At 41.8% G+C, this 19,016-nt stretch carries 18 protein-coding genes and 2 tRNA genes; 13 read left to right on the top strand and 7 right to left on the bottom strand.

From position 1 onward, the window contains the following. Positions 1-93: 93 nt before the first annotated feature. The 3 genes from ACT3ID_RS18230 to ACT3ID_RS18220 form a co-directional block, all read right to left on the bottom strand. Entirely contained in the window at positions 94-1,248 is a 1,155-nt protein-coding gene (locus ACT3ID_RS18230; protein ID WP_491543498.1) for a hypothetical protein, read from the bottom strand. Next, positions 1,241-1,738, bottom strand: a complete 498-nt coding sequence (locus ACT3ID_RS18225) for a hypothetical protein (RefSeq protein WP_491543497.1) — start codon at positions 1,736-1,738, stop codon at positions 1,241-1,243. The genes ACT3ID_RS18230 and ACT3ID_RS18225 overlap by 8 nt, the downstream gene beginning before the upstream one ends. Before the next feature lie 189 nt (positions 1,739-1,927). Continuing rightward, positions 1,928-2,001: transfer RNA gene (locus ACT3ID_RS18220), tRNA-Met, on the bottom strand. Between the two features lie 202 nt (positions 2,002-2,203). Between ACT3ID_RS18220 and proS the strand changes: the two genes are divergently transcribed. The 6 genes from proS to ACT3ID_RS18190 all read left to right on the top strand — a co-directional run bounded on the left by proS (position 2,204) and on the right by ACT3ID_RS18190 (position 7,899). Continuing rightward, positions 2,204-3,670: a proline--tRNA ligase gene (gene proS / locus ACT3ID_RS18215; RefSeq protein ID WP_491543496.1), complete on the top strand. Its 1,467-nt coding sequence runs from the start codon at positions 2,204-2,206 to the stop codon at positions 3,668-3,670. A 13-nt stretch (positions 3,671-3,683) separates the two neighbouring features. Continuing rightward, complete coding sequence (locus tag ACT3ID_RS18210) at positions 3,684-4,361, top strand: hypothetical protein (RefSeq protein WP_491543495.1); 678 nt, start codon at positions 3,684-3,686, stop codon at positions 4,359-4,361. After that, on the top strand, positions 4,355-5,869 hold the full coding sequence (locus ACT3ID_RS18205) for an NAD(P)H-hydrate dehydratase (RefSeq protein ID WP_491543494.1): 1,515 nt from the start codon (positions 4,355-4,357) through the stop codon (positions 5,867-5,869). Before ACT3ID_RS18210 ends, ACT3ID_RS18205 begins: the two co-directional genes overlap by 7 nt. Further along, on the top strand, positions 5,866-6,285 hold the full coding sequence (locus ACT3ID_RS18200) for a VanZ family protein (protein ID WP_491543493.1): 420 nt from the start codon (positions 5,866-5,868) through the stop codon (positions 6,283-6,285). The genes ACT3ID_RS18205 and ACT3ID_RS18200 overlap by 4 nt, the downstream gene beginning before the upstream one ends. A 122-nt stretch (positions 6,286-6,407) precedes the next feature. Beyond that, entirely contained in the window at positions 6,408-7,064 is a 657-nt protein-coding gene (locus ACT3ID_RS18195; protein ID WP_491543492.1) for an energy transducer TonB, read from the top strand. Between the two features lie 181 nt (positions 7,065-7,245). Beyond that, a complete protein-coding gene (locus ACT3ID_RS18190) occupies positions 7,246-7,899 on the top strand; it encodes an energy transducer TonB (protein ID WP_491543491.1) in 654 nt (217 codons plus the stop codon). A 288-nt stretch (positions 7,900-8,187) separates the two neighbouring features. Here ACT3ID_RS18190 and ACT3ID_RS18185 read toward each other — a convergent pair whose 3' ends face one another. Both ACT3ID_RS18185 and ACT3ID_RS18180 read right to left on the bottom strand, forming a co-directional pair. Further along, entirely contained in the window at positions 8,188-8,616 is a 429-nt protein-coding gene (locus ACT3ID_RS18185) for an NUDIX hydrolase (protein ID WP_491543490.1), read from the bottom strand. A gap of 2 nt (positions 8,617-8,618) precedes the next feature. Beyond that, on the bottom strand, positions 8,619-8,942 hold the full coding sequence (locus ACT3ID_RS18180; protein WP_491543489.1) for a DUF1844 domain-containing protein: 324 nt from the start codon (positions 8,940-8,942) through the stop codon (positions 8,619-8,621). 166 nt (positions 8,943-9,108) lie between these two features. Here ACT3ID_RS18180 and ACT3ID_RS18175 point away from each other — a divergent pair, with 166 nt between their 5' ends. Together ACT3ID_RS18175 and serC are read left to right on the top strand one after the other, a co-directional pair. After that, positions 9,109-10,317, top strand: a complete 1,209-nt coding sequence (locus ACT3ID_RS18175) for a DUF1015 domain-containing protein (RefSeq protein WP_491543488.1) — start codon at positions 9,109-9,111, stop codon at positions 10,315-10,317. A gap of 26 nt (positions 10,318-10,343) precedes the next feature. Then, positions 10,344-11,423 carry a 3-phosphoserine/phosphohydroxythreonine transaminase gene (serC, locus tag ACT3ID_RS18170; RefSeq protein WP_491543487.1) on the top strand — a complete coding sequence of 360 codons (1,080 nt, stop codon included), beginning with the start codon at positions 10,344-10,346 and terminating at the stop codon, positions 11,421-11,423. A gap of 18 nt (positions 11,424-11,441) precedes the next feature. Here serC and ACT3ID_RS18165 read toward each other — a convergent pair whose 3' ends face one another. After that, a complete protein-coding gene (locus tag ACT3ID_RS18165; RefSeq protein WP_491543486.1) occupies positions 11,442-12,059 on the bottom strand; it encodes a rhomboid family intramembrane serine protease in 618 nt (205 codons plus the stop codon). A 129-nt stretch (positions 12,060-12,188) separates the two neighbouring features. On the opposite strand from ACT3ID_RS18165, the gene ACT3ID_RS18160 reads away from it, so the two are divergent. The 3 genes from ACT3ID_RS18160 (at position 12,189) to ACT3ID_RS18150 (ending at position 13,485) form a co-directional block, all read left to right on the top strand. Next, positions 12,189-12,260: transfer RNA gene (locus tag ACT3ID_RS18160), tRNA-Thr, on the top strand. 41 nt (positions 12,261-12,301) lie between these two features. Beyond that, positions 12,302-12,724, top strand: coding sequence for a gamma-glutamylcyclotransferase family protein (locus ACT3ID_RS18155; RefSeq protein WP_491543485.1), 423 nt, complete (start codon positions 12,302-12,304; stop codon positions 12,722-12,724). 155 nt (positions 12,725-12,879) lie between these two features. Continuing rightward, positions 12,880-13,485 (top strand): septal ring lytic transglycosylase RlpA family protein, encoded by a 606-nt coding sequence (locus tag ACT3ID_RS18150; RefSeq protein WP_491543484.1) that lies wholly within the window; start codon positions 12,880-12,882, stop codon positions 13,483-13,485. 69 nt (positions 13,486-13,554) lie between these two features. Here ACT3ID_RS18150 and fsa read toward each other — a convergent pair whose 3' ends face one another. Then, positions 13,555-14,229 (bottom strand): fructose-6-phosphate aldolase, encoded by a 675-nt coding sequence (gene fsa, locus ACT3ID_RS18145; protein WP_491543483.1) that lies wholly within the window; start codon positions 14,227-14,229, stop codon positions 13,555-13,557. Between the two features lie 342 nt (positions 14,230-14,571). On the opposite strand from fsa, the gene ACT3ID_RS18140 reads away from it, so the two are divergent. Together ACT3ID_RS18140 and ACT3ID_RS18135 are read left to right on the top strand one after the other, a co-directional pair. Next, complete coding sequence (locus tag ACT3ID_RS18140) at positions 14,572-15,714, top strand: efflux RND transporter periplasmic adaptor subunit (protein WP_491543482.1); 1,143 nt, start codon at positions 14,572-14,574, stop codon at positions 15,712-15,714. Positions 15,715-15,731: 17 nt separating this feature from the next. Continuing rightward, a complete protein-coding gene (locus tag ACT3ID_RS18135; RefSeq protein WP_491543481.1) occupies positions 15,732-19,004 on the top strand; it encodes an efflux RND transporter permease subunit in 3,273 nt (1,090 codons plus the stop codon). Positions 19,005-19,016: the final 12 nt, after the last annotated feature.

Below are 19,016 nucleotides of genomic sequence, written 5' to 3'. Positions count from 1 at the left end.
TAGCACATGAAAAATTATTGGAGGGTTGCTACTACATTAGTAACACTAATTTCTTGAGGCAGATTCAAATGACTTTAAATTTTGAAAGCCAGATTATCTCCTTCGAAAATAAAACAATCCTCGACTGATTGTTCTATTAATAATAATTTTATATGCAGAAAATAGTGCTACAATAAATGCTAGTGACATGACTAAATATTTAATAAAATATTGTGGATTATCGGAAAAGGGAAGCATAATAATTTCAAGAAGCCCAAAAGAGAATAGAAGTTCGCTTGATGGGAAAAATATAAAGTAAATATAAATGCTCCAATATATCAGCAGTGCTATCACTAAATTTTTAAATGAAACTAACTGATTTATAAAATTTAGATTTACTCTCTTTTTTAGATAATCCCATTCTATAAAAAGTAGGTAAACAACCATCAAAGATAGAAAAGCAATGTTTAGCATGAGCAAGTTTGCACAATGAAAAATCACTCCAATGAGTAAATAGAATTTAAATGTTTTTTTATTGAAAACGGCTATGAAAAATGATAACTCAAACGTAACTGCCATGATATCTAACAGTTCCCAAAAGTAAGGATTCGATATTTGAATAATCTTGGGTAGTAAAAGAGCCGGATTTTCTGAAATATACATTGCATTTACAATCCAGTTTCTCACCCCATGGGTACTGATATTGAAATCCAACCAATTAAACGCTTTTGCATATCCGGCAGTGAAATATCCAAACCCTAACAGTAATGCTAATAAAAAGACTGGTAGACCTGTATATTGGGATGACGTGTCATCAACATTAGAATTTTTCTCATCTAGTGATAGTTTTCTTCCCCACCCGGAAACAGACATTATTAGAGGTGTAATAACGAACAGAATATTATGATCTATTTTTCCAAATGAATACTTAAAAGAAAATCCAATAAGCCATAAAAGACTCAAAAATAAAGACGTCCATACCGTTTTATATCCGAAAAGCAAGAATATAGCTAATAAAATAATGCTGAAATCCAGTAAAAAAAGGATCTCAAACGAGGGGAAACCCTGAAAAAAACTTGCTAAACTATAGGTAGGAGGATCAAAGAAAATATCTGGGTTGGCATGAATCCAAGAGAAAATGGGGATTCCAAAAGTTAAAAGATATAATGCAAAACTAATGCGATAGAGAGCCAAACCATACTCACCAATGCAATATTTATTATGGATAAGTTGGCCAAACCAATCAGATATTTTTTTCAACTTACTCATTCACAGTTAAATCGAGATTAGCAATAGTTAAGATTCGTTTTGTCCGTATGGAATCTATTGTATTATCAGAGAGATAGATATTATAGCTTACATTTTTAATTTCAAGTTTTCGAACCTTACTTATAGAAGTTATCTCCTTCAACTTTTCCCGTAACCAATCTTTGCCTTTAATTTTATCTTTAGGATCAAAAATATCTTGCCTACTCAAGTTCATTATATTCCGTGTTATATGGAATGAGTAGTCAGCAGGTACCGTATCAAATAGATCAAATTGTTTTACTTTTTCTTCTCTGCCATCGATGGAATGAGCAATGAATTGATAATTGGAATAAGATATTCGGTCCTCATCTTTAATTATTTCACCGCCACCAGGAAATAATATTAATGGATATGGCTCATCTTTTGCCTCAACAAAATACAACTGGGAAAAGAGACCCAAGATAAGAATAGTAACAAGCAGCGTATCTGTACTTCTTGTTTGTAGGTCCATTGATGTATTAGATATATACTTAAAAGAATTGGTAACATATCATTTTTTACATATGAATCAAGGGGAACCATAAAAGGTAAACAAGAAGAGAGTGTTGGAAAAACGTTTCAAGATATGGGAGGAGGATTGCCAACAACAAACAAAAAATCCCTAAGCAGCTGTCATTAGCCACTTAGGGATTTTATACAGTAGCGTGGGGCGGAATCGAACCGCCGACCTCCGGGTTATGAATCCGACGCTCTCACCAACTGAGCTACCACGCCATATCGGCAATCAAGAGTTGCCAAATATAAGGCAATTATTATTAAAAATTAAGTCTCGGTTCACTATTTTTTAGCTGGTTCCAATGCGGCCTTAAAATCTCGTCAGATTTATTCCTCACATCTTTTTTTGAGGCTCATAGAAATCACCTTATTTTCCAGCTTACTAATTTAAAACCGATAGTTTTACAATTTCCTACTTCTCATGGCTAAGAAAATCACGGAACGAGACGAAGATTTTTCCCAATGGTATCAAGATGTAATTCGCGAAGGCAAACTGGCCGATCATTCGCCGGTGCGCGGTTGCATGGTTATTCGTCCCAACGGCTACGCGCTTTGGGAAAATATGCAGGATGCACTGGACCAGATGTTCAAAGATACCGGTCATGAGAATGCATACTTCCCGCTTTTTATTCCAAAATCATTCCTGTCGAAAGAAGCTCAGCATGTAGAGGGTTTTGCCAAAGAATGTGCGGTTGTTACCCACAGCCGGCTGCAAAATTCCAACGACGGTGTTGAAGTGGATCCTGATTCGCGGCTGGAAGAAGAACTAATTGTTCGTCCCACTTCGGAAACAATTATCTGGGATTCATACCGCAACTGGATCCAATCGTATCGCGATTTGCCAATCCTCATTAACCAGTGGGCCAATGTTGTCCGGTGGGAGATGCGGACCCGGCTGTTCCTGCGAACGATGGAGTTTCTCTGGCAGGAAGGTCACACGGCTCACGCTTCCAAAGAAGAAGCGGTGCAAGAAACACACCAAATGCTTGATGTCTACCGCACATTTGCCGAGGAATATATGGCAATGCCGGTAAAAACGGGCGTCAAATCAGAATCTGAACGTTTTGCCGGCGCCGTGGATACGTACTGTATCGAAACACTTTTGCAGGATAACAAAGCACTTCAAGCGGGTACCTCACACTTTTTAGGGCAAAATTTTGCCAAGGCTTTTGATGTAAAATTCCAGAGCTCGGAGGGTGAACACGAATACGTCTGGGCTACAAGCTGGGGCGTATCTACGCGGCTTATCGGCGGACTTATTATGACACATTCCGATGATCAGGGACTGGTGTTGCCTCCCAAGCTGGCGCCTAACCAGGTTGTTATCGTACCGATCTGGAAAAGTGACGAAGAAAAAGAAGCAGTTTTGAACTACTGCGACGAAATAATAGATGAACTCAAAGCGCTTAATATCCGCGTCAAGCTGGATGATCGCGAAAATATGAGTCCGGGCTGGAAATTTAATGAGCACGAAGCGGCCGGAATACCGTTGCGACTGACTATCGGTCCGCGTGATCTGGAAAACAATAATGTAGAACTTGCCCGTCGAGACACGCTCGATAAGAATATCGTCACCCGCGAAGGCATTGCATCCAAAGTTGATGAACTGCTTGATACCATCCAGCAAACGCTGTTTGATTCTGCAAAAGAACGTATCGACAATAATACGCATGTCGTCGATTCCTATGACGAGTTCAAAGAAGTCATCGAAAATGAGGGTGGCTTCGTTTACGCCCACTGGGATGGCACGGTCGAAACAGAAGAGAAAATCAAAGACGAAACCAAGGCTACCATTCGGTGCATCCCGTTAGAAGATGGCGAAAAAGGAGAATGCATGGTCACGGGAGAGCCTTCTGAACAAAAAGTTCTTTTTGCTCGTGCCTATTAAATAAGATTGCTACATGGCACAGTCACCGGTTGACAGCTCGCTCAACATATTAAAGAGGTTTGGCGAAGAAGGACTGGCCCGCCTGCTATCTGATTTGGGCAACCCCCTGTTTATGCCTCCGGTGGTTTTGGTGTTCACCTCCTTCTTGTTGGGACAAACGCTGGCGACTACGCTCCAGGTTTTTAGCATAGCTTTACTTTGCTACACCATCTTACCCTTTGTGCTCACGCTTTACCTGCTAAAAAATGGTATCATAACGTCACTCGATTTACCGATACGCCACACCAGAACTGTATTGTATGCTTTCTCTATAGGCTGTGCCACTGTGGCAAGCTTCGCAATTTACAGATACATCCCTACAGCCCACCCTTTTCTTCTCACACTGTCACTTGTATTCCTGATCAATCTCAGCATCGCATTCCTGCTTAATCTCAGGTGGAAAATAAGTGTTCATTCAGCATCGGTGGCCGTGGCCGGTACTGTGTATGCAGCAGTTTATTTTCTGGGGATTTCAGAATTTGCCGTATTCACAATTATTTTATCATTGTTGCACCTTTTGGTACTTTTACCTTTAATGGTCTGGGGACGCTATCACCTGAAGGCACATTCAGCAGGTGAACTGATCGGCGGAACTTCCTCAGGCATTATTTTGACGATACTTGAGATCATATTCATTCAACAGTTATGGTAACATCATCATTACGAGCTCCGCACGATTATTATTTATTGGATTCCGACCTTAGTCGCCGCGTCGATGAGCGCACCATAGAAGAGATGGAGATCAACGGCTTTACATTGATGGAAATTGCCGGATCATCGGCGGCAAAAATAATGCTCCGAGATCATGATTTATCACATGGCATTTACCTCTGCGGCAAAGGAAACAATGGCGGCGATGCTCTGGTGATAGCACGATATTTACTACAGCATGACATTAAAGCCACGGTAGTTTTTTTGAGCGGTACAGACCTTTCTCCCGATGCGCAAAAAAATTACCGGCTGTTGCAAAAGTTCGATACTCAAAATGGCCTCACTGTATTTGAATCCTGGCAGGATTTTAAATCGCCCTCAGATTATGATTTTGTTGTCGATGGTATGCTTGGCACGGGACTTACCAGTGATCTTCGGGGAGATTACACGGATGCCGTCGAATGGATCAATCGCCAAAAACAAACTGTTTTTGCCGTAGATATACCAACAGGTCTCCACGCCGACTCCGGGCAGGTTATGGGGGCGGCCGTCAACGCCAGCCGCACTTTTGCTTTCGGAAGTAGAAAGCTAGGGTTTTACCTGAACGATGGTCCATCATTAACAGGCACCGTTGACTATTGCGAATTGCCCTTTCCAAATCACTACAAAGAAAAATGTACTACCTATTTACTGGATGAAAGCTGGATTCCGATCGAATCCCCAACACCCGGCAGGCACAAGTACGATTCAGGCGTTCTTTATCTTATAGCGGGATCCGAAGGATTAACGGGAGCAGCCATCATGGCGGCGCAGAGTGCCTGGGCCGAGGGATTGGGCGCTGTCATTGTCATCTGTCCAAGAGGCATTCTATCTGTCTTCGAACATCAGCTTCCTGCTATCATAAAGAAACCCGTTGGCAGTCATGACGATCATTATTTCAAAAAAGAACATGCCGATGAAGTACTTGATATCATCCGGGAAAAAGAAGGTACCGTTCTTTTCGGTCCCGGACTGGGGAGAAACGAAACAACAATTTCATTTACCGAACACGTCCTTTCACAAAACACAGCTGATACCGTTATTGATGCGGATGGGTTGTGGTGTCTTTCACAGATAGATGAATGGGAAAAACCCGAACAATCAAACTGGATTTTAACACCACATCCCGGTGAATTAAAACAGCTGACAAATGCTGATACCTCACCCGACGATCAACGTCTTAAAACCGTTCGCAATTTTGCGAAACAGCAGAACGTTACGATCATGGCAAAAGGGATGCCGGGTATCATAGGAACATCAGACGGCAGCTGCTATTTAACAAGCTATAACACCCAATATTTTGCCCGCGCCGGCAGCGGCGACGTTTTGGCTGGTAAGATCGGTGCTTTTTTTGCTCTCGGAAACACAACGGATCGCAGCTCTGCAATGGGGTTACTACGTGGAAAACAAAAATTAGACTCTTATCTAAATCATAATAAGGGATTACCTGAACCCAAAGATTTTATATGAATTTTACTTCTTCGGTTTATTCGTTCTTTGCAAGACACAGTTATCTGTTACCGCTCGGAATCGTAAGCCTTACTCTTGCCACTTTGGCGCTCACCCTGATGCCAACGGATGCCATGATTGAGAGTAAACTCTGGAGTTATGACAAACTGGGCCATATGGTATTGTTTGGAAGCTGGAGCTTTACCCTGGGTTTGTATTTCGAGATCAGGAAATCCGTTTCTGTAAATTTATGGATTGTTTTTGCCAGTGGATCCGTTTTCGGACTACTCATCGAGATCTTACAACACGTGCTTCCTTTACAGCGTCAAGGTGATCCTGTGGACTTTTTATTTGATATCCTTGGATGCCTCGCGGCTATCTGGTTATTAAAGCAAATAATACCTGACAAATCTGCCAATCCCTGCCCTTCAAACTAAAATCAATCTACATACTAGGAGAAGCATATCCTCCGTTAGCTACCATAGTTAATTCTTTTATAGAATAGGAATTTATATAAATCAATTAGTATATTGATCGATAATTCTAAAATTTTAAGGATATGCGAAACAAACGAAAAAAACCTAGTGCTGATTTACGCACATACTATACAATCTTTATGCAGTTTGGGCTAATTGCTGTACTGTTGATTTTTATTGTCGCAATGAAAGTTGATTTAAGGACAGAAAAGCAGGCACAAAATCTGATCCAGGAACAGGAAGTCATCAAAATGGAAGATGTTATTCAAACTGATCAGACTGAACGTCCACCACCCCCACCGCGGCCGCAAATACCTGTGGAAGTTCCCAATGATGAGATTATCGAAAATGAAATCCTGGATATAGACGCTGAACTTAGCTTAGATCAAAAGCTGGAACTTCCTCCTGCTCCCCCTGAAGAAGAAGAGGAAGAAGAAGATTTCTTTGTAGCTGTCGAACAAATGCCGGAACTAATCGGAGGATTAGCTGCGCTGCAGAAAAACATCAAGTACCCGGAAATGGCCCGTCGAGCGGGTATTGAAGGACGAGTAATTGTGCAGTTCATTGTTAATGAAGATGGTAGCATAGAAGATCCGCGAGTTATCAGAGGCATTGGCGGCGGGTGTGACGAAGAAGCCCTCAGAGCAGTTGCAAAGGCTAAATTTAATCCCGGACGCCAACGCGGTGAACCGGTTCGTGTTCAATATAGTTTACCCGTGATCTTTCAGCTTCAAAACTGATTTTCTTTGATATTTTTGTAAATATAAAGGCGTGCCATCAGGTACGCCTTTTTTTATTTTGGGCTAATAAATGTTAAAGGAAACAAAATCTATTTTTTCACGTTAATGGAGTGGAGATTATGATAAATTCTTTGTTTACTTAGGAACCAAATAATTTTTTCCAATTAATGCGAAATTGATTATGAATTCTGAAAGGAAGAAACCAAAGGCTGACCTCAGACAATACTACACGGTCTTTCTGGAAGTAGGTCTAATTGTAGTTCTCTTGATTTTTATTGTAGCAATGAAGGTCGAGTTTGTATCCGAAAAACCGGATACTGATTTAACTGAAGAACAGGAAGTCGTAGAGATGGAGGAGATAACACAAACAGAACAGGAAGAAGAACCTCCGCCCCCTCCACGACCACAAGTGCCTGTGGAAGTTCCTAATGATGAGATCATTGAGGACCAAGAAATTAATCTCGATGCTGAAATGGATATGGATCAAAAGCTCGAGATGCCTGATCCCCCTGAAGAGGAAGAGGAAGAAGAAGATTTCTTTGTTGCCGTTGAAAACATGCCCGAACTTAAAGGTGGGCTAGCCAGTCTACAGAAAAAGATTAACTACCCTGAAATGGCCCGGAAAGCCGGTATAGAAGGAAAAGTTATTATCCAGTTTATTGTTAATGAGCAAGGCGAAGTTGAGGATCCGAAGGTAATTCGGGGCATTGGCGGCGGTGCTGACGAAGAAGCATTGCGTGTTGTAAAACAGGCTGAATTTGAACCCGGCCGCCAGCGCGGTGAACCGGTTCGTGTTCAGTACAGTTTGCCGATCACCTTTCAGCTGCAAAACTGATATTGATAGCCAAGAATTTAAGGGACATGCGTAACAGCGTGTCCCTTTTTTTATTTTAAAGATCTTTACAAATCCCTGACATGAGATGCCGTCGTGAAAGCTTTCGGGATGAGATCTTCACACAATTGCTCTTTAAAATCTAATTACTGATTTTCACTAAGGCTTCCGATAGCTCAGGCGTTAACGCCTGGGCTCCCTATTTTTGCAACAGTCCCTGATCCGTTCAGACAGAGTAACATGGTTTAGCAAATCCATTTTAATTTCTGCGTGCTTCGTTATTCCTTAAGCTCAGAATTTTTCGACATACTCTTCTTCAAAAGACTGGAGCACATCAACTAAATTATCATATCCAACAAATGATTTTGCTTTTGAGAGTGGAGCCCAACGGACCTCTTCAATGTCTTCTTCGGTTTGTGGATGGAATTCTTCAGGGTTGGCACCTAGCCTCATTGCAAACCAATGAGTTGTTTTGCCAAATCGATTACATCCCTGTTCATATTCATGATATGTTTCTATCAGCTGTTTTGTTATAACAGGAAGGGTAGATAAGCCCACTTCTTCAGCTACTTCCCGAACAGCACATTCACGCACCGACTCCCCCTCTTCAACTTTGCCCTTGGGCAGATCCCAAACGCCACGTCTAAAAATCAGCAGTACGTGTAAAGAATCTTCCTCTTTTTTGTATACGACCCCTCCTGCCGCTGTTACCGGGACCAAAACTATTCCTCTTCACTTTGATCAGATTCACCTTCTTTTTCTTTCTCTTCGGCATAACTGACTCTCAGCTTATTAAGTGTTTCGGTCAAATAACTGCTCAGTTTCTCGGGAAGATTCCCCTGGGTGTATTCTTTCAGCATCAAGAGGGTATCAATCGCAAATTTTGCCGACTTTAACTCCCGTTCTGTTTCTCCCGTATTTGGATTCTCAGCTTTTCCCATACCCATCATTGCTATCTGTTGATGCTGCTGAACCAACATCATAAACAGAAGCTGTTGTTGTTCGTCTTCGGATAAGTTATCTCCGTTAAAGTTCATCTGATCCATAGTAATATTTTTATTTGCTATTGATTGTAAAATACAATGTTTGCTTCAAAGAATTAATTTATAGCAGGTCCTAAAGTTATCAAAATTGCTCTTTAAATATTGTAAACATCCAAGTACCTTAGTAAGCCTGATTTCGAAATTAAATCCTATAATATTTTACTGACTAATGGCAACATTACACCCATTCAAAGCCTGGAGACCCGAACCTGAAAACGTAGAAGAAATTGCCTGTGTTCCTTACGATGTTGTAAGTGTAAAAGAAGCTCGTACCTTAGCAAAAGGTAAACCAAAAAGTTTCTTACATGTCGTTCGCCCGGAGATTGATTTGCCGGAAGAAACGCATCCTCATGATGACAGTGTATATCAAAAAGGAGCTGAAAATCTGAAGAAGTTTTTAAGTGATGGCACATTCGAACAAGATATAGCTCCACATGTTTATATCTATCAACTCATAAGAAATGGACAGCCACAAACGGGTATCTTTGCCTGTGTATCAGTCGATGATTATGACAACGAGGTAATTCTTAAACATGAGCTTACACGTCCGGCCAAAGAGGATGATCGCACCCGGCATATTCTTACTCAACAAGCCCATGCCGAGCCGGTTATGATCACATATAAGGATGACCAACGCACGGCAGAACTTATTGAGAAAACAATGCAGCAGGATCCGCTCTTTGATTTTGAGGCCGATGACGGGGTTGTCCACAGACTCTGGAAAACGAAGAACATAGTAGAGTTTGTAGAAGCTTTTAAGTCTATTTCGCACTTATATATTGCCGACGGACATCACCGCTGCAAGAGTGCTTCACGGGCGGCAGAACAAAAGCGATCTGAAAATGAGAATCATACCGGAAGTGAAGAATACAATTTCTTTCCCGCGGTTATATTTCCGATGTCTCACATGAATATCCTGGCATACAACCGTGTCATACACTCGATACCGGATAATTTTCTAAATACCCTGCAAGAAAATTTCAACCTAACAGCAGGTGCATCGCCGGAACCCTCTCAAAAGGGAGATATCAGCATTTTTATTGATGGAAAATGGTACAGCATGGAATTGCCAATCAATGGAAATCCAAATAGTGCAGAACAACTTGATGTTTACCGACTGCAGGAATTTGTTCTTTCACCACTGCTGAATATCGATGATCCACGGAGAGATGAGAATATATCATTTGTAGGAGGCATCAGAGGTACTGAAGAACTTGAAAAGCTCGTAAATAATGATCAGGCTGACTTGGCTATCAGCATGTATCCCACGAGCATTGAAGAACTTGTCGCAGTATCCGATGAAGGTCTTTTAATGCCTCCGAAATCCACTTGGTTTGAACCCAAACTACGATCGGGACTACTCGTTCACACTTTTTAACTCTAATACATTTAACCATTAATAATATGAAACGCGTTCACAATTTTAGCGCCGGACCTGCTACATTACCACTTGAAGTTCTGAAAAAAGCCCAGGAAGAGCTGGTTAATTTCCAAGATATGGGGCGTTCTGTAATGGAAATTAGCCATCGTAGTGCCCAATACACCGAAATTGATCATCAGGCGAAATCACGGCTCCGTGATCTGCTTGACCTGGGAACTGATTTTGAAATTATGTTTCTACAGGGTGGTGCAAGCTCACAGTTCATGATGGCTCCGTTTAACTTTTTGGGAGAAAATGAGACTGCTGACTATATAGATACCGGCCGCTGGTCGAATAAAGCTATTACAGAAGCAAAAAAGTTCGGGAACGTACACCGTCCGTTCAGCAGTAAAGAAAATGGCTACGATAGAGTACCGGTAGATTCAGAACTAAACTTCAGCAACGATCCTGTATACGTTCATTTTACCTCAAATAACACCGTTGCCGGCACACAGTTTCCCGAAGAACCGGAAACGAATGGAATACCGCTGGTTTGTGATGCGTCCTCTGATTTTCTTTCTAAGCCCATTGATGCATCCAGATATGGGATTATTTACGCCGGAGCTCAAAAGAATGTTGGTCCTGCGGGAGTGACCATCGTAATAATACGCAAAGATTTTCTGGAGAAAGCCGACACTGAAGGTGTGCCCACTATCCTTCAATATCAGACACATGCCGAAAAGATATTTAACACGCCGCCGACATTTAATGTTTACATGGTAAACTTAGTACTTGAATGGATTCAGAAAAAAGGCGGCCTCTCTCACTTCAAAAAGTTTAATAAAGAGAAAGCGGCATTAGTATACGATGAAATAGATCGGGATGAATTTTATCGTGGTGCCGTCCAAAAAGATTCGCGGTCGCTGATGAATGCGACATTTCGACTGCCATCGGAAGAACTCGAGAAAAAGTTTCTATCCGAAGCTGAAGAGCATGATTTATACACGTTGAAAGGTCATCGGAGCGTCGGAGGTGTACGTGCAAGCATGTACAACGCCTGCCCCATGGAAAGCGTGGAAACGCTCGTGGACTTTATGAAGGATTTCCGCAGTAAAAACGGATAATTTGCCCTGACTACTGCCTCAAATTAATCCGAACACAGTCATAAAGTGAGTCATCATATCGGGCACAAAAATCATAAGATATAGAATACCCCAGACAGCTCCGGCGATATGAGCCTCATGATTGATTTTACCACGAGGCTGTTTGCTGGCATAAATGCTGTAGATTAAATACAGGATAGCAAATACAAAAGCTGGTATGGGGATCGGTATTAAAAGGAGATAGATATTATCCATCGGGTAAAGAAAAATAAATGCAAATAATACCGATCCCACTGCGCCGGATGCACCCAGTGTAGCATAGTTGGGATCATCTTTAAATTTAATAATCGATGGTATTCCGGCTACGATTAATCCCGATAAATACAATCCGAGAAAATAAATGCCCCCAATTTTCAGCTCCATAATCGGACCAAAGAAATAGAGGGTAAACATGTTCACAAACAGATGCCCGACATTGGCGTGCAAAAAACCGGAGGTTAATAGCTCGTACCATGTTTTATTCCTAACGGTGCGATACGGTTTGAGATAACCAAACTCGATTAAACGGGGGTACATATACAAAGCAGCCAGCGATACCGTTACATTCGCTGCAACGATGAAAAAAGTAACCGGGTAGTTTGATATATAGCTTTCCATAAATATCTAAATTTAGTCACTGAAAATAGACAAGAGAACCTTCGAACGCTAATTTTTACGGCGATTAAGTTATTTTTATATGCACTTGCTAAGGAAGTACGATACTGGTTATATTTGACCACTTATTATGCCGGCGTAGCTCAGGGGTAGAGCGATTCTCTCGTAAAGAATAGGTCGCTGGTTCGAATCCAGTCGCCGGCTCAAATATTTTTCACTACCGTACCTTTCTTTATGATATAGTTATGAGTTCTTCACCTGACACTGCATATTTATTTGTGTATGGAACTTTGCGCAAGGAAATAAATCATCCTATAACAGATTTACTTGAAAAGTATACGGTTGAGGTGAAGGAAGGGACGGTTCAAGGCAAATTATTCGATGCCGGTTCTTTTCCGGCAGCTATAACATCTGATAATAATTCAAATATCATTCATGGTGAGCTTTATAAAATAAAAGACCCTGAGTCTGTTTTTCAATACCTGGATCCCTATGAAGGATACAGTCCGGATCATCCATCTCAAAGTTTGTTTGTCAGAAGAAAAATATCTGTACAAACTTCAAACAATTCAAAAACCGCCTGGATCTATCTGTATAATAAATCTGTTGACCGCCTGTCAGCTATTCCTGAAGGTGATTATCTATCTTTTCACAATAAAGTCACTTAGGATTTATAATTGAAAGAAACTGTGGATTTTGTGGCTCCTCAAAAATATATTGTTCCCGTAATGTTCAGCAAATACAAAAACAGAATTTGCGATACCTTCTCTTTCTAACATTAGTATTTAGTTTATTTCTTACCTCTTGTGGTACAACATCACGGATGGGAGAAAAACCCCAAAAACCAGAAAAAAAAGATCTTACCGAAGCATCGGGGAAAAAAATTGAGGAAGGAGTAGCCAGTTGGTACGGACCTAACTTTCATGGTAAGCTAACAGCAAACGGCGAAAAATATGACATGTATGGAATGACCGCCGCACACCGAACTCTTCCCTTCAATAGTATCGTCAGGGTTCGTAATCTGGACAATGGTAAATCTGTGGACGTTCGCATCAATGACCGGGGACCGTATGCCAAAAATCGTATTATCGATCTTTCTAAAAAGGCGGCTCAGGAAATTGATATGATAGACAGGGGCACCGCCAATGTGGAGCTACTATTGCTGGAGGGTGAAATTGATGAATCCCGCATCACGGATCTTAAAGTGCCTACCTATACAGTCCAACTTGCTTCTTATACTAATAAAACTCAGGCTTTTAACCATTCACGAAAAATCCGCGGATCCCGAGTTGAAACAATCCGGATGGAAGATCAAACAGTATATCGTGTTTACTTTGGATTATATGTGGATGAAAATAATGCCCGTAAAAAGAGAGATGAGCTAAAGCAACAAGGGTTTGAAGGATACGTTAAACAGATTCAAAATTAACTGCCGGGAAATAAAAAAACCTGACAGGAATTACACCCCGCCAGGCTCAAAAACTTTTTTAATAATAATTTATTCGCCCACTTCTTTAGCATTCACTTCTTCCTGCAGAGAATCCCAATCAGCCAAGAACTTCTCGAGTCCTCGATCGGTAAGAGGATGATGCAGAAGCTGATCGATAACACTAAGTGGCATTGTTGCTACATCGGCACCCAGACGTGCTGCTTCAAGCACATGCATCGGATGACGGATACTTGCCGCCAAAATCTCTGTATCAAACTCATAGTTCTCATAAATCGTGACGACGTCTTCAATAAGCTGCATACCGTTACTCGAAATATCATCAATGCGGCCAATAAAGGGTGATATGTATGTTGCTCCCGCCTTGGCAGCCAGCATAGCCTGCGTACCTGAGAAACAGAGTGTACAGTTCGTCCGAATGCCTTCATCTGACAATGTTTTAATAGCCTTTATTCCGTCTTTAATAAGCGGAACTTTAACCACCACATTATCAGCAATTTTTGCCAGATGACGAGCTTCAGCTACAATCTCATCATATTCTGTTGAAACGACTTCTGCAGACACATCGCCTTCTATCATGTTGCAAATTTTTGCGATATGTCCCTCAAAATCAGCTACACCAATTTTAGCGCATAAACTGGGATTGGTAGTTACTCCGTCCAATACGCCCAAATCATTTGCTTCCTGGATCTCATCGAGATCAGCAGTGTCAATAAAAAATTTCATATTAGCTAGGTGGATTTATATAGTTATTTTAACTTGCTTCTAAGATAAAAAATTTTGAGTCTTTTTCTTAAATTAAGCCTTCAAATTTGACTATTCTCCCATCAAGTATATAGTAGGTATTGTGGCCATTGTAAAAAAATATTAATCATTCCCATTTCTTGGAGTTTATCAGATATCGGTGAATCATTGCTCTAAGTCACTCGTACTAAGAGAGTTGCTCATAATCACCCAATAAAAATCAAGCAAGTGAAACATTTACAGTACTGTAGTTTAATATTATTTGCTCTTTTAATATTCCAGGCCTGCGGTGGAAATCCTGAAAATTTCAATCGGCCGGGTGGTATGAATCAAGAAAATCCCGGCACCAGCGTTGAAACTGTTACCGCTCAGCAAACTGATATTTCTAAACAAATTAAATCCTACGGAAATGTTCGGGCACAGGAAATTATTGAAATAACGCCTCAGATTTCGAACCGCGTCACGGAAATTTATGTCGATCTTGGAGATACTGTACAACAGGGCGATGTATTGGCTAAAATCTATGACGCCCCCTATCGCGATCAGTTTGAACAAGCAAAATCTTCGCTGGAACAAAGCCGGTCTTCTTATGTTCGTGACAGCCTTCAATTTCAGCGGCAAAAAGAGCTGTATCAAAAAGATTTGATTAGCGGTTCAGAATATGAAGAAGCCAAGGCCACGTTTGAAAGCAGCAAAGCACAACTCCAGTCTTCGCGGGCAAGCCTCACCGAAAGCCGAGAAAATTTAAATAACACCGAAATTACTTCGCCAGCTTATGGCGTAGTGCTTAGCCGTGATATTTCGGAAGGCGATGTTGCTTCTACCGGCCAGGTGGCATTTGAAATCGCAAATTTAATCGGGTATCAGGTTCGCGTTTATCTTCCGTTCGAAGAATGGCAAAATGTCAAAATTGGGCAACCTGTAAACTTCACGATTTCTAACCAATCAGATATAAGCAGTAGAGGACGTGTCACGCAGATAAGTCCACAGCTGGATCCTACAACCGGGCTCGGCGAAGTTGTTATCAGTCTTACCGAAGATGCCCAATCTATTAGCCAGGGTGTATTAGTGGAGGCCTCTATTAATGTTGAAACCCGAAAAGATGCAGTGGTAATTCCGCGCGCTTCGCTCATTGAAAATGTACAAACACTTATTGAACCCGAATCTAATACGATACAACTTGAGCGCACTTATTCAGCTTTTGTTGTTAAAGATGATACACTGGCTGTACAAAATGAATTGAGATTGGGTATTGAGCAGGGAGACCGTATCGAAGTGCTTGAGGGAATAGACCCCGGCGACGAAGTGGTTATTACCGGCCATAACAGTCTTACAGATAGCAGCAAAGTTCGTGTAGCCGGACAAGAACGATTCCGAGAGTCCCCTGAAGTGCCTATTGGAAACACAGGTAATGGTGCTTCCGAAAATGAGGATACCAATTCTCAAGATACAAGCTCAACTTCCTAAAATAGATTGCATAATTTATGAAAGTTTTAGCACGAAAAGCAGTTGAGCGGCCGGTCACATTTTTCATGACCAGCCTTATCGTTATCGGATTTGGTCTTTTCGGACTATCAAATTTAAGGCTTGATCTTTATCCTGATGTAACCTTCCCCACAATTACTGTTTATACAACCTATGAAGGGGTTGCACCGGGTGATATGGAAACGCTGATCACACGTCCTATTGAGGAGGCTTTGGGAAGTATTAGTGGAGTACGCGAAGTTCGCTCTTCATCCAAACAGGGTGCTTCAGTAGTAAAGTTAAAATTTAACTGGGGTACGGATCTGTATATTGCCGAATCGGATGTGCGCAAAGAGCTCGATGCTGTCCGCCGGCAAATCCCCGATGACGCCGAGCAACCTATTGTATTTTCGTATGATCCGAACCAGGAACCGGTCATGGTTCTTACACTTACTTCAGAAATCCGAAGCCCCCGTGAGATAAGAACTATTGCCAAACAAGAGCTTGAACAACATCTGGAGCGTATTCCGGGAGTGGCTTCGAGCGAAACTGCCGGCGGATACGAACGGCAAATAAATATTGATATCAGCAATGAGCAGATGCGAACGTATGACATAAGCATCTCGACTATTGCCAATAAGCTACAACAAGAAAATATACAAATTCCCGCTGGTGAACTGGTTGAAGGGCGTACTATATACTCCCTGCGAACTATTGGGGAGTTCCAAAATATAGACCAGATCCGAAATACCATTATTGCCGTAAGAGATGGCAAACCTATTCGATTGGCAGATCTAGCCGATGTGGAGGATGGTGTGGCACAACCTATCGGCAATGTTCATGTCGACGGGAACGACGGCGTCATTATTAACCTATATCGCCAGAGTGATGCTAATGTAGTAACAACAGCCAATGCCGTTTCTAATCAGCTCGATAGCCTGAAAGATATTCTTCCAAGTGATGTCAAAGTGGATATTCTTACCAATAAGGCAGAATTCATTGAAACGTCGATTGACAATCTTTTACTGACGGGGTTACAAGCCGTTATTCTGGTAGTTTTAATTTTGCTTGCCTTTCTTCGAAGCGGGCGCACGGCACTTATTATTGCTATCTCCATTCCGGTCTCAATTATTGCCACTTTTAGTATCATGGACTGGACGGAATTAAGCCTGAATATTATTTCCCTCTCGGGGCTTACCCTGGCTGTAGGTATGGTTGTGGATGATGCGGTGGTTGTACTTGAAAATATATTTCGATTTAAAGAAGAGGGACATAATCGAAAGAAAGCCGCCATTTTCGGCGCACAAGAGGTTGCTGTACCGGTTGTAATTTCTACATTAACAACCCTTGTCGTTTTCATCCCAATTTTATTTGTCCCCGGTATAGCTGGATTTCTTTTCCGCGACCTTGCACTGACGCTATCATTTGCACTTTCGGTATCCTCAGTTGTTGCACTATCACTCATCCCGATGATGAGCTCTCAAATATTGGATACCAGCGATGAGGATCAGAAAAAATCCGATTCATATCTGAGACAACTGCTCGACTGGAGCCGCGGAAACGTTTTCAAACGATTGCTGGCTTCTCCCCTCCTGTTACTAGGTGCAATCGTCTATCCTCTTGTTTGGCTGTTTAAATTTTTGGGACGAGTAATCGGATCGTTCTTCGGTGATACTGTTGGACCTGCCATAACCGGTTTTCTGGATCGTATAGAACAGCGTTATAGATCTACGCTTGACAAATATCTGCACCACAGTAGTATGGTTGTAGCTTCGGCTGTCCTGCTGTTTTTAATTACACTGCCAATATTTAATTTTTTGGGCGGCGAATTTTTCCCAAAGGTCGATGACAACTCGTTTATCCTTGATGTTCAAAGAGAGCCCGGTGTGAGCTTGTTAGAGCTCGAACGCAGCATTTCACAGGTTGAAGGTGTTATTAATGAGGAAGTGCCTGAAACCCGACTGGTTGTATCAGATTTCGGAGATAAAGAAGGAGTTGAAGGAGCCGATAATCCGGGTGGATATCAAGGTACGGTGCGGGTTGAGTTAGTCCCTCAGGAGCAACGTAATCGCAGTGAATCCGAAATCGTTGCTGGCTTGCTGGATAAACTGGAAAGCATACCCGGTGCCGATATCAAGGAGATACAGCAGGATCCGCTAAGTCCCGAAGGTGAAAGTGGAATGGTTGTTCAAATCTACGGTTATAATCCCGAAGAAAAACAACAGCTGGCGGAGGGTGTCAAAGAAAGATTACGCCGAATAGACGGCATTGTAAATGTTTTTAGCACAGCCGATCAGGGACGTCCCGAGCTACGTGTCACCATGGATCGCGAACGTATTTCCCGGCTCGATATGAGCACTTCTGATGTAGCTAACAAACTGGGTAATGCCGTTCGGGGAAATCTTGCAACCACATATGTAGATCAGGGTATAGAGTTTGAAGTACTTGTTCAGCTAACAGAGATTGAAAAGACATCAGTTTCTGACCTGCGGAATCTCCAGATAGAAACACCATCAGGTGACTGGATGCCTCTTTCAAATCTTGCTCGAATTGATCGATTCAGCGGTCCCACAAATATCCTTCGGATAAATCAAGAGCGTGTTACCGAAGTTACTGCTGACTTGTCCGGTATAGATCTTAAAAATGCCAGCTCTTTGGCCCGTAACGAACTTGAAACGATAAACTGGCCGGAAGGATATCGTTATGAAATTGGAGGTTCTGCCGAGGATCAACAGGAATCTTTCTACTATTTGATCATTGCTTTTATCATTGCTGGTATTCTCACTTACATGGTGATGGCATCCCAGTTTGAAAGTCTGATGGAGCCTTTTATTATCATTTTAACTATTCCGTTAGCTTTAACAGGTGTCTTACTGATCCTGTGGCTTACTGCTACCTCTATCAGTGTAACTTCGATGGTGGGATTAGTTCTGCTATCTGGTATTGTCGTTAATAATGGTATTGTGATGATCGATTACATCAAGATTCTGCAAGCTCGGGATTTCTCACGCCACGAAGCTATTGTTGAGGGAGCCACACGGCGCTTGCGACCGATTCTGATGACCGCATTCACGACTATTCTGGCAATGGTGCCTTTGGCTTTGGAATTGGGCTCGGGTTCAGAAACCTGGAGCCCAATGGCACGCACAGTCATCGGCGGACTTACGATGTCAACAATCTTAATGTTGTTTGTTGTGCCATGCCTTTATAACCTTATAAATACAATGGTAGAAAAATTGGGTTTTGATTCCGTCCATAAAGAAGATCCATTACTTCAATCTGATATTTCGTAATACTACTTTGTT

The organism is Fodinibius sp. GM108 (genome assembly GCF_058386985.1).
The sequence above is the reverse complement of the archived record's forward strand: the minus strand, read 5'-3'. Positions and strand labels throughout refer to the sequence as shown.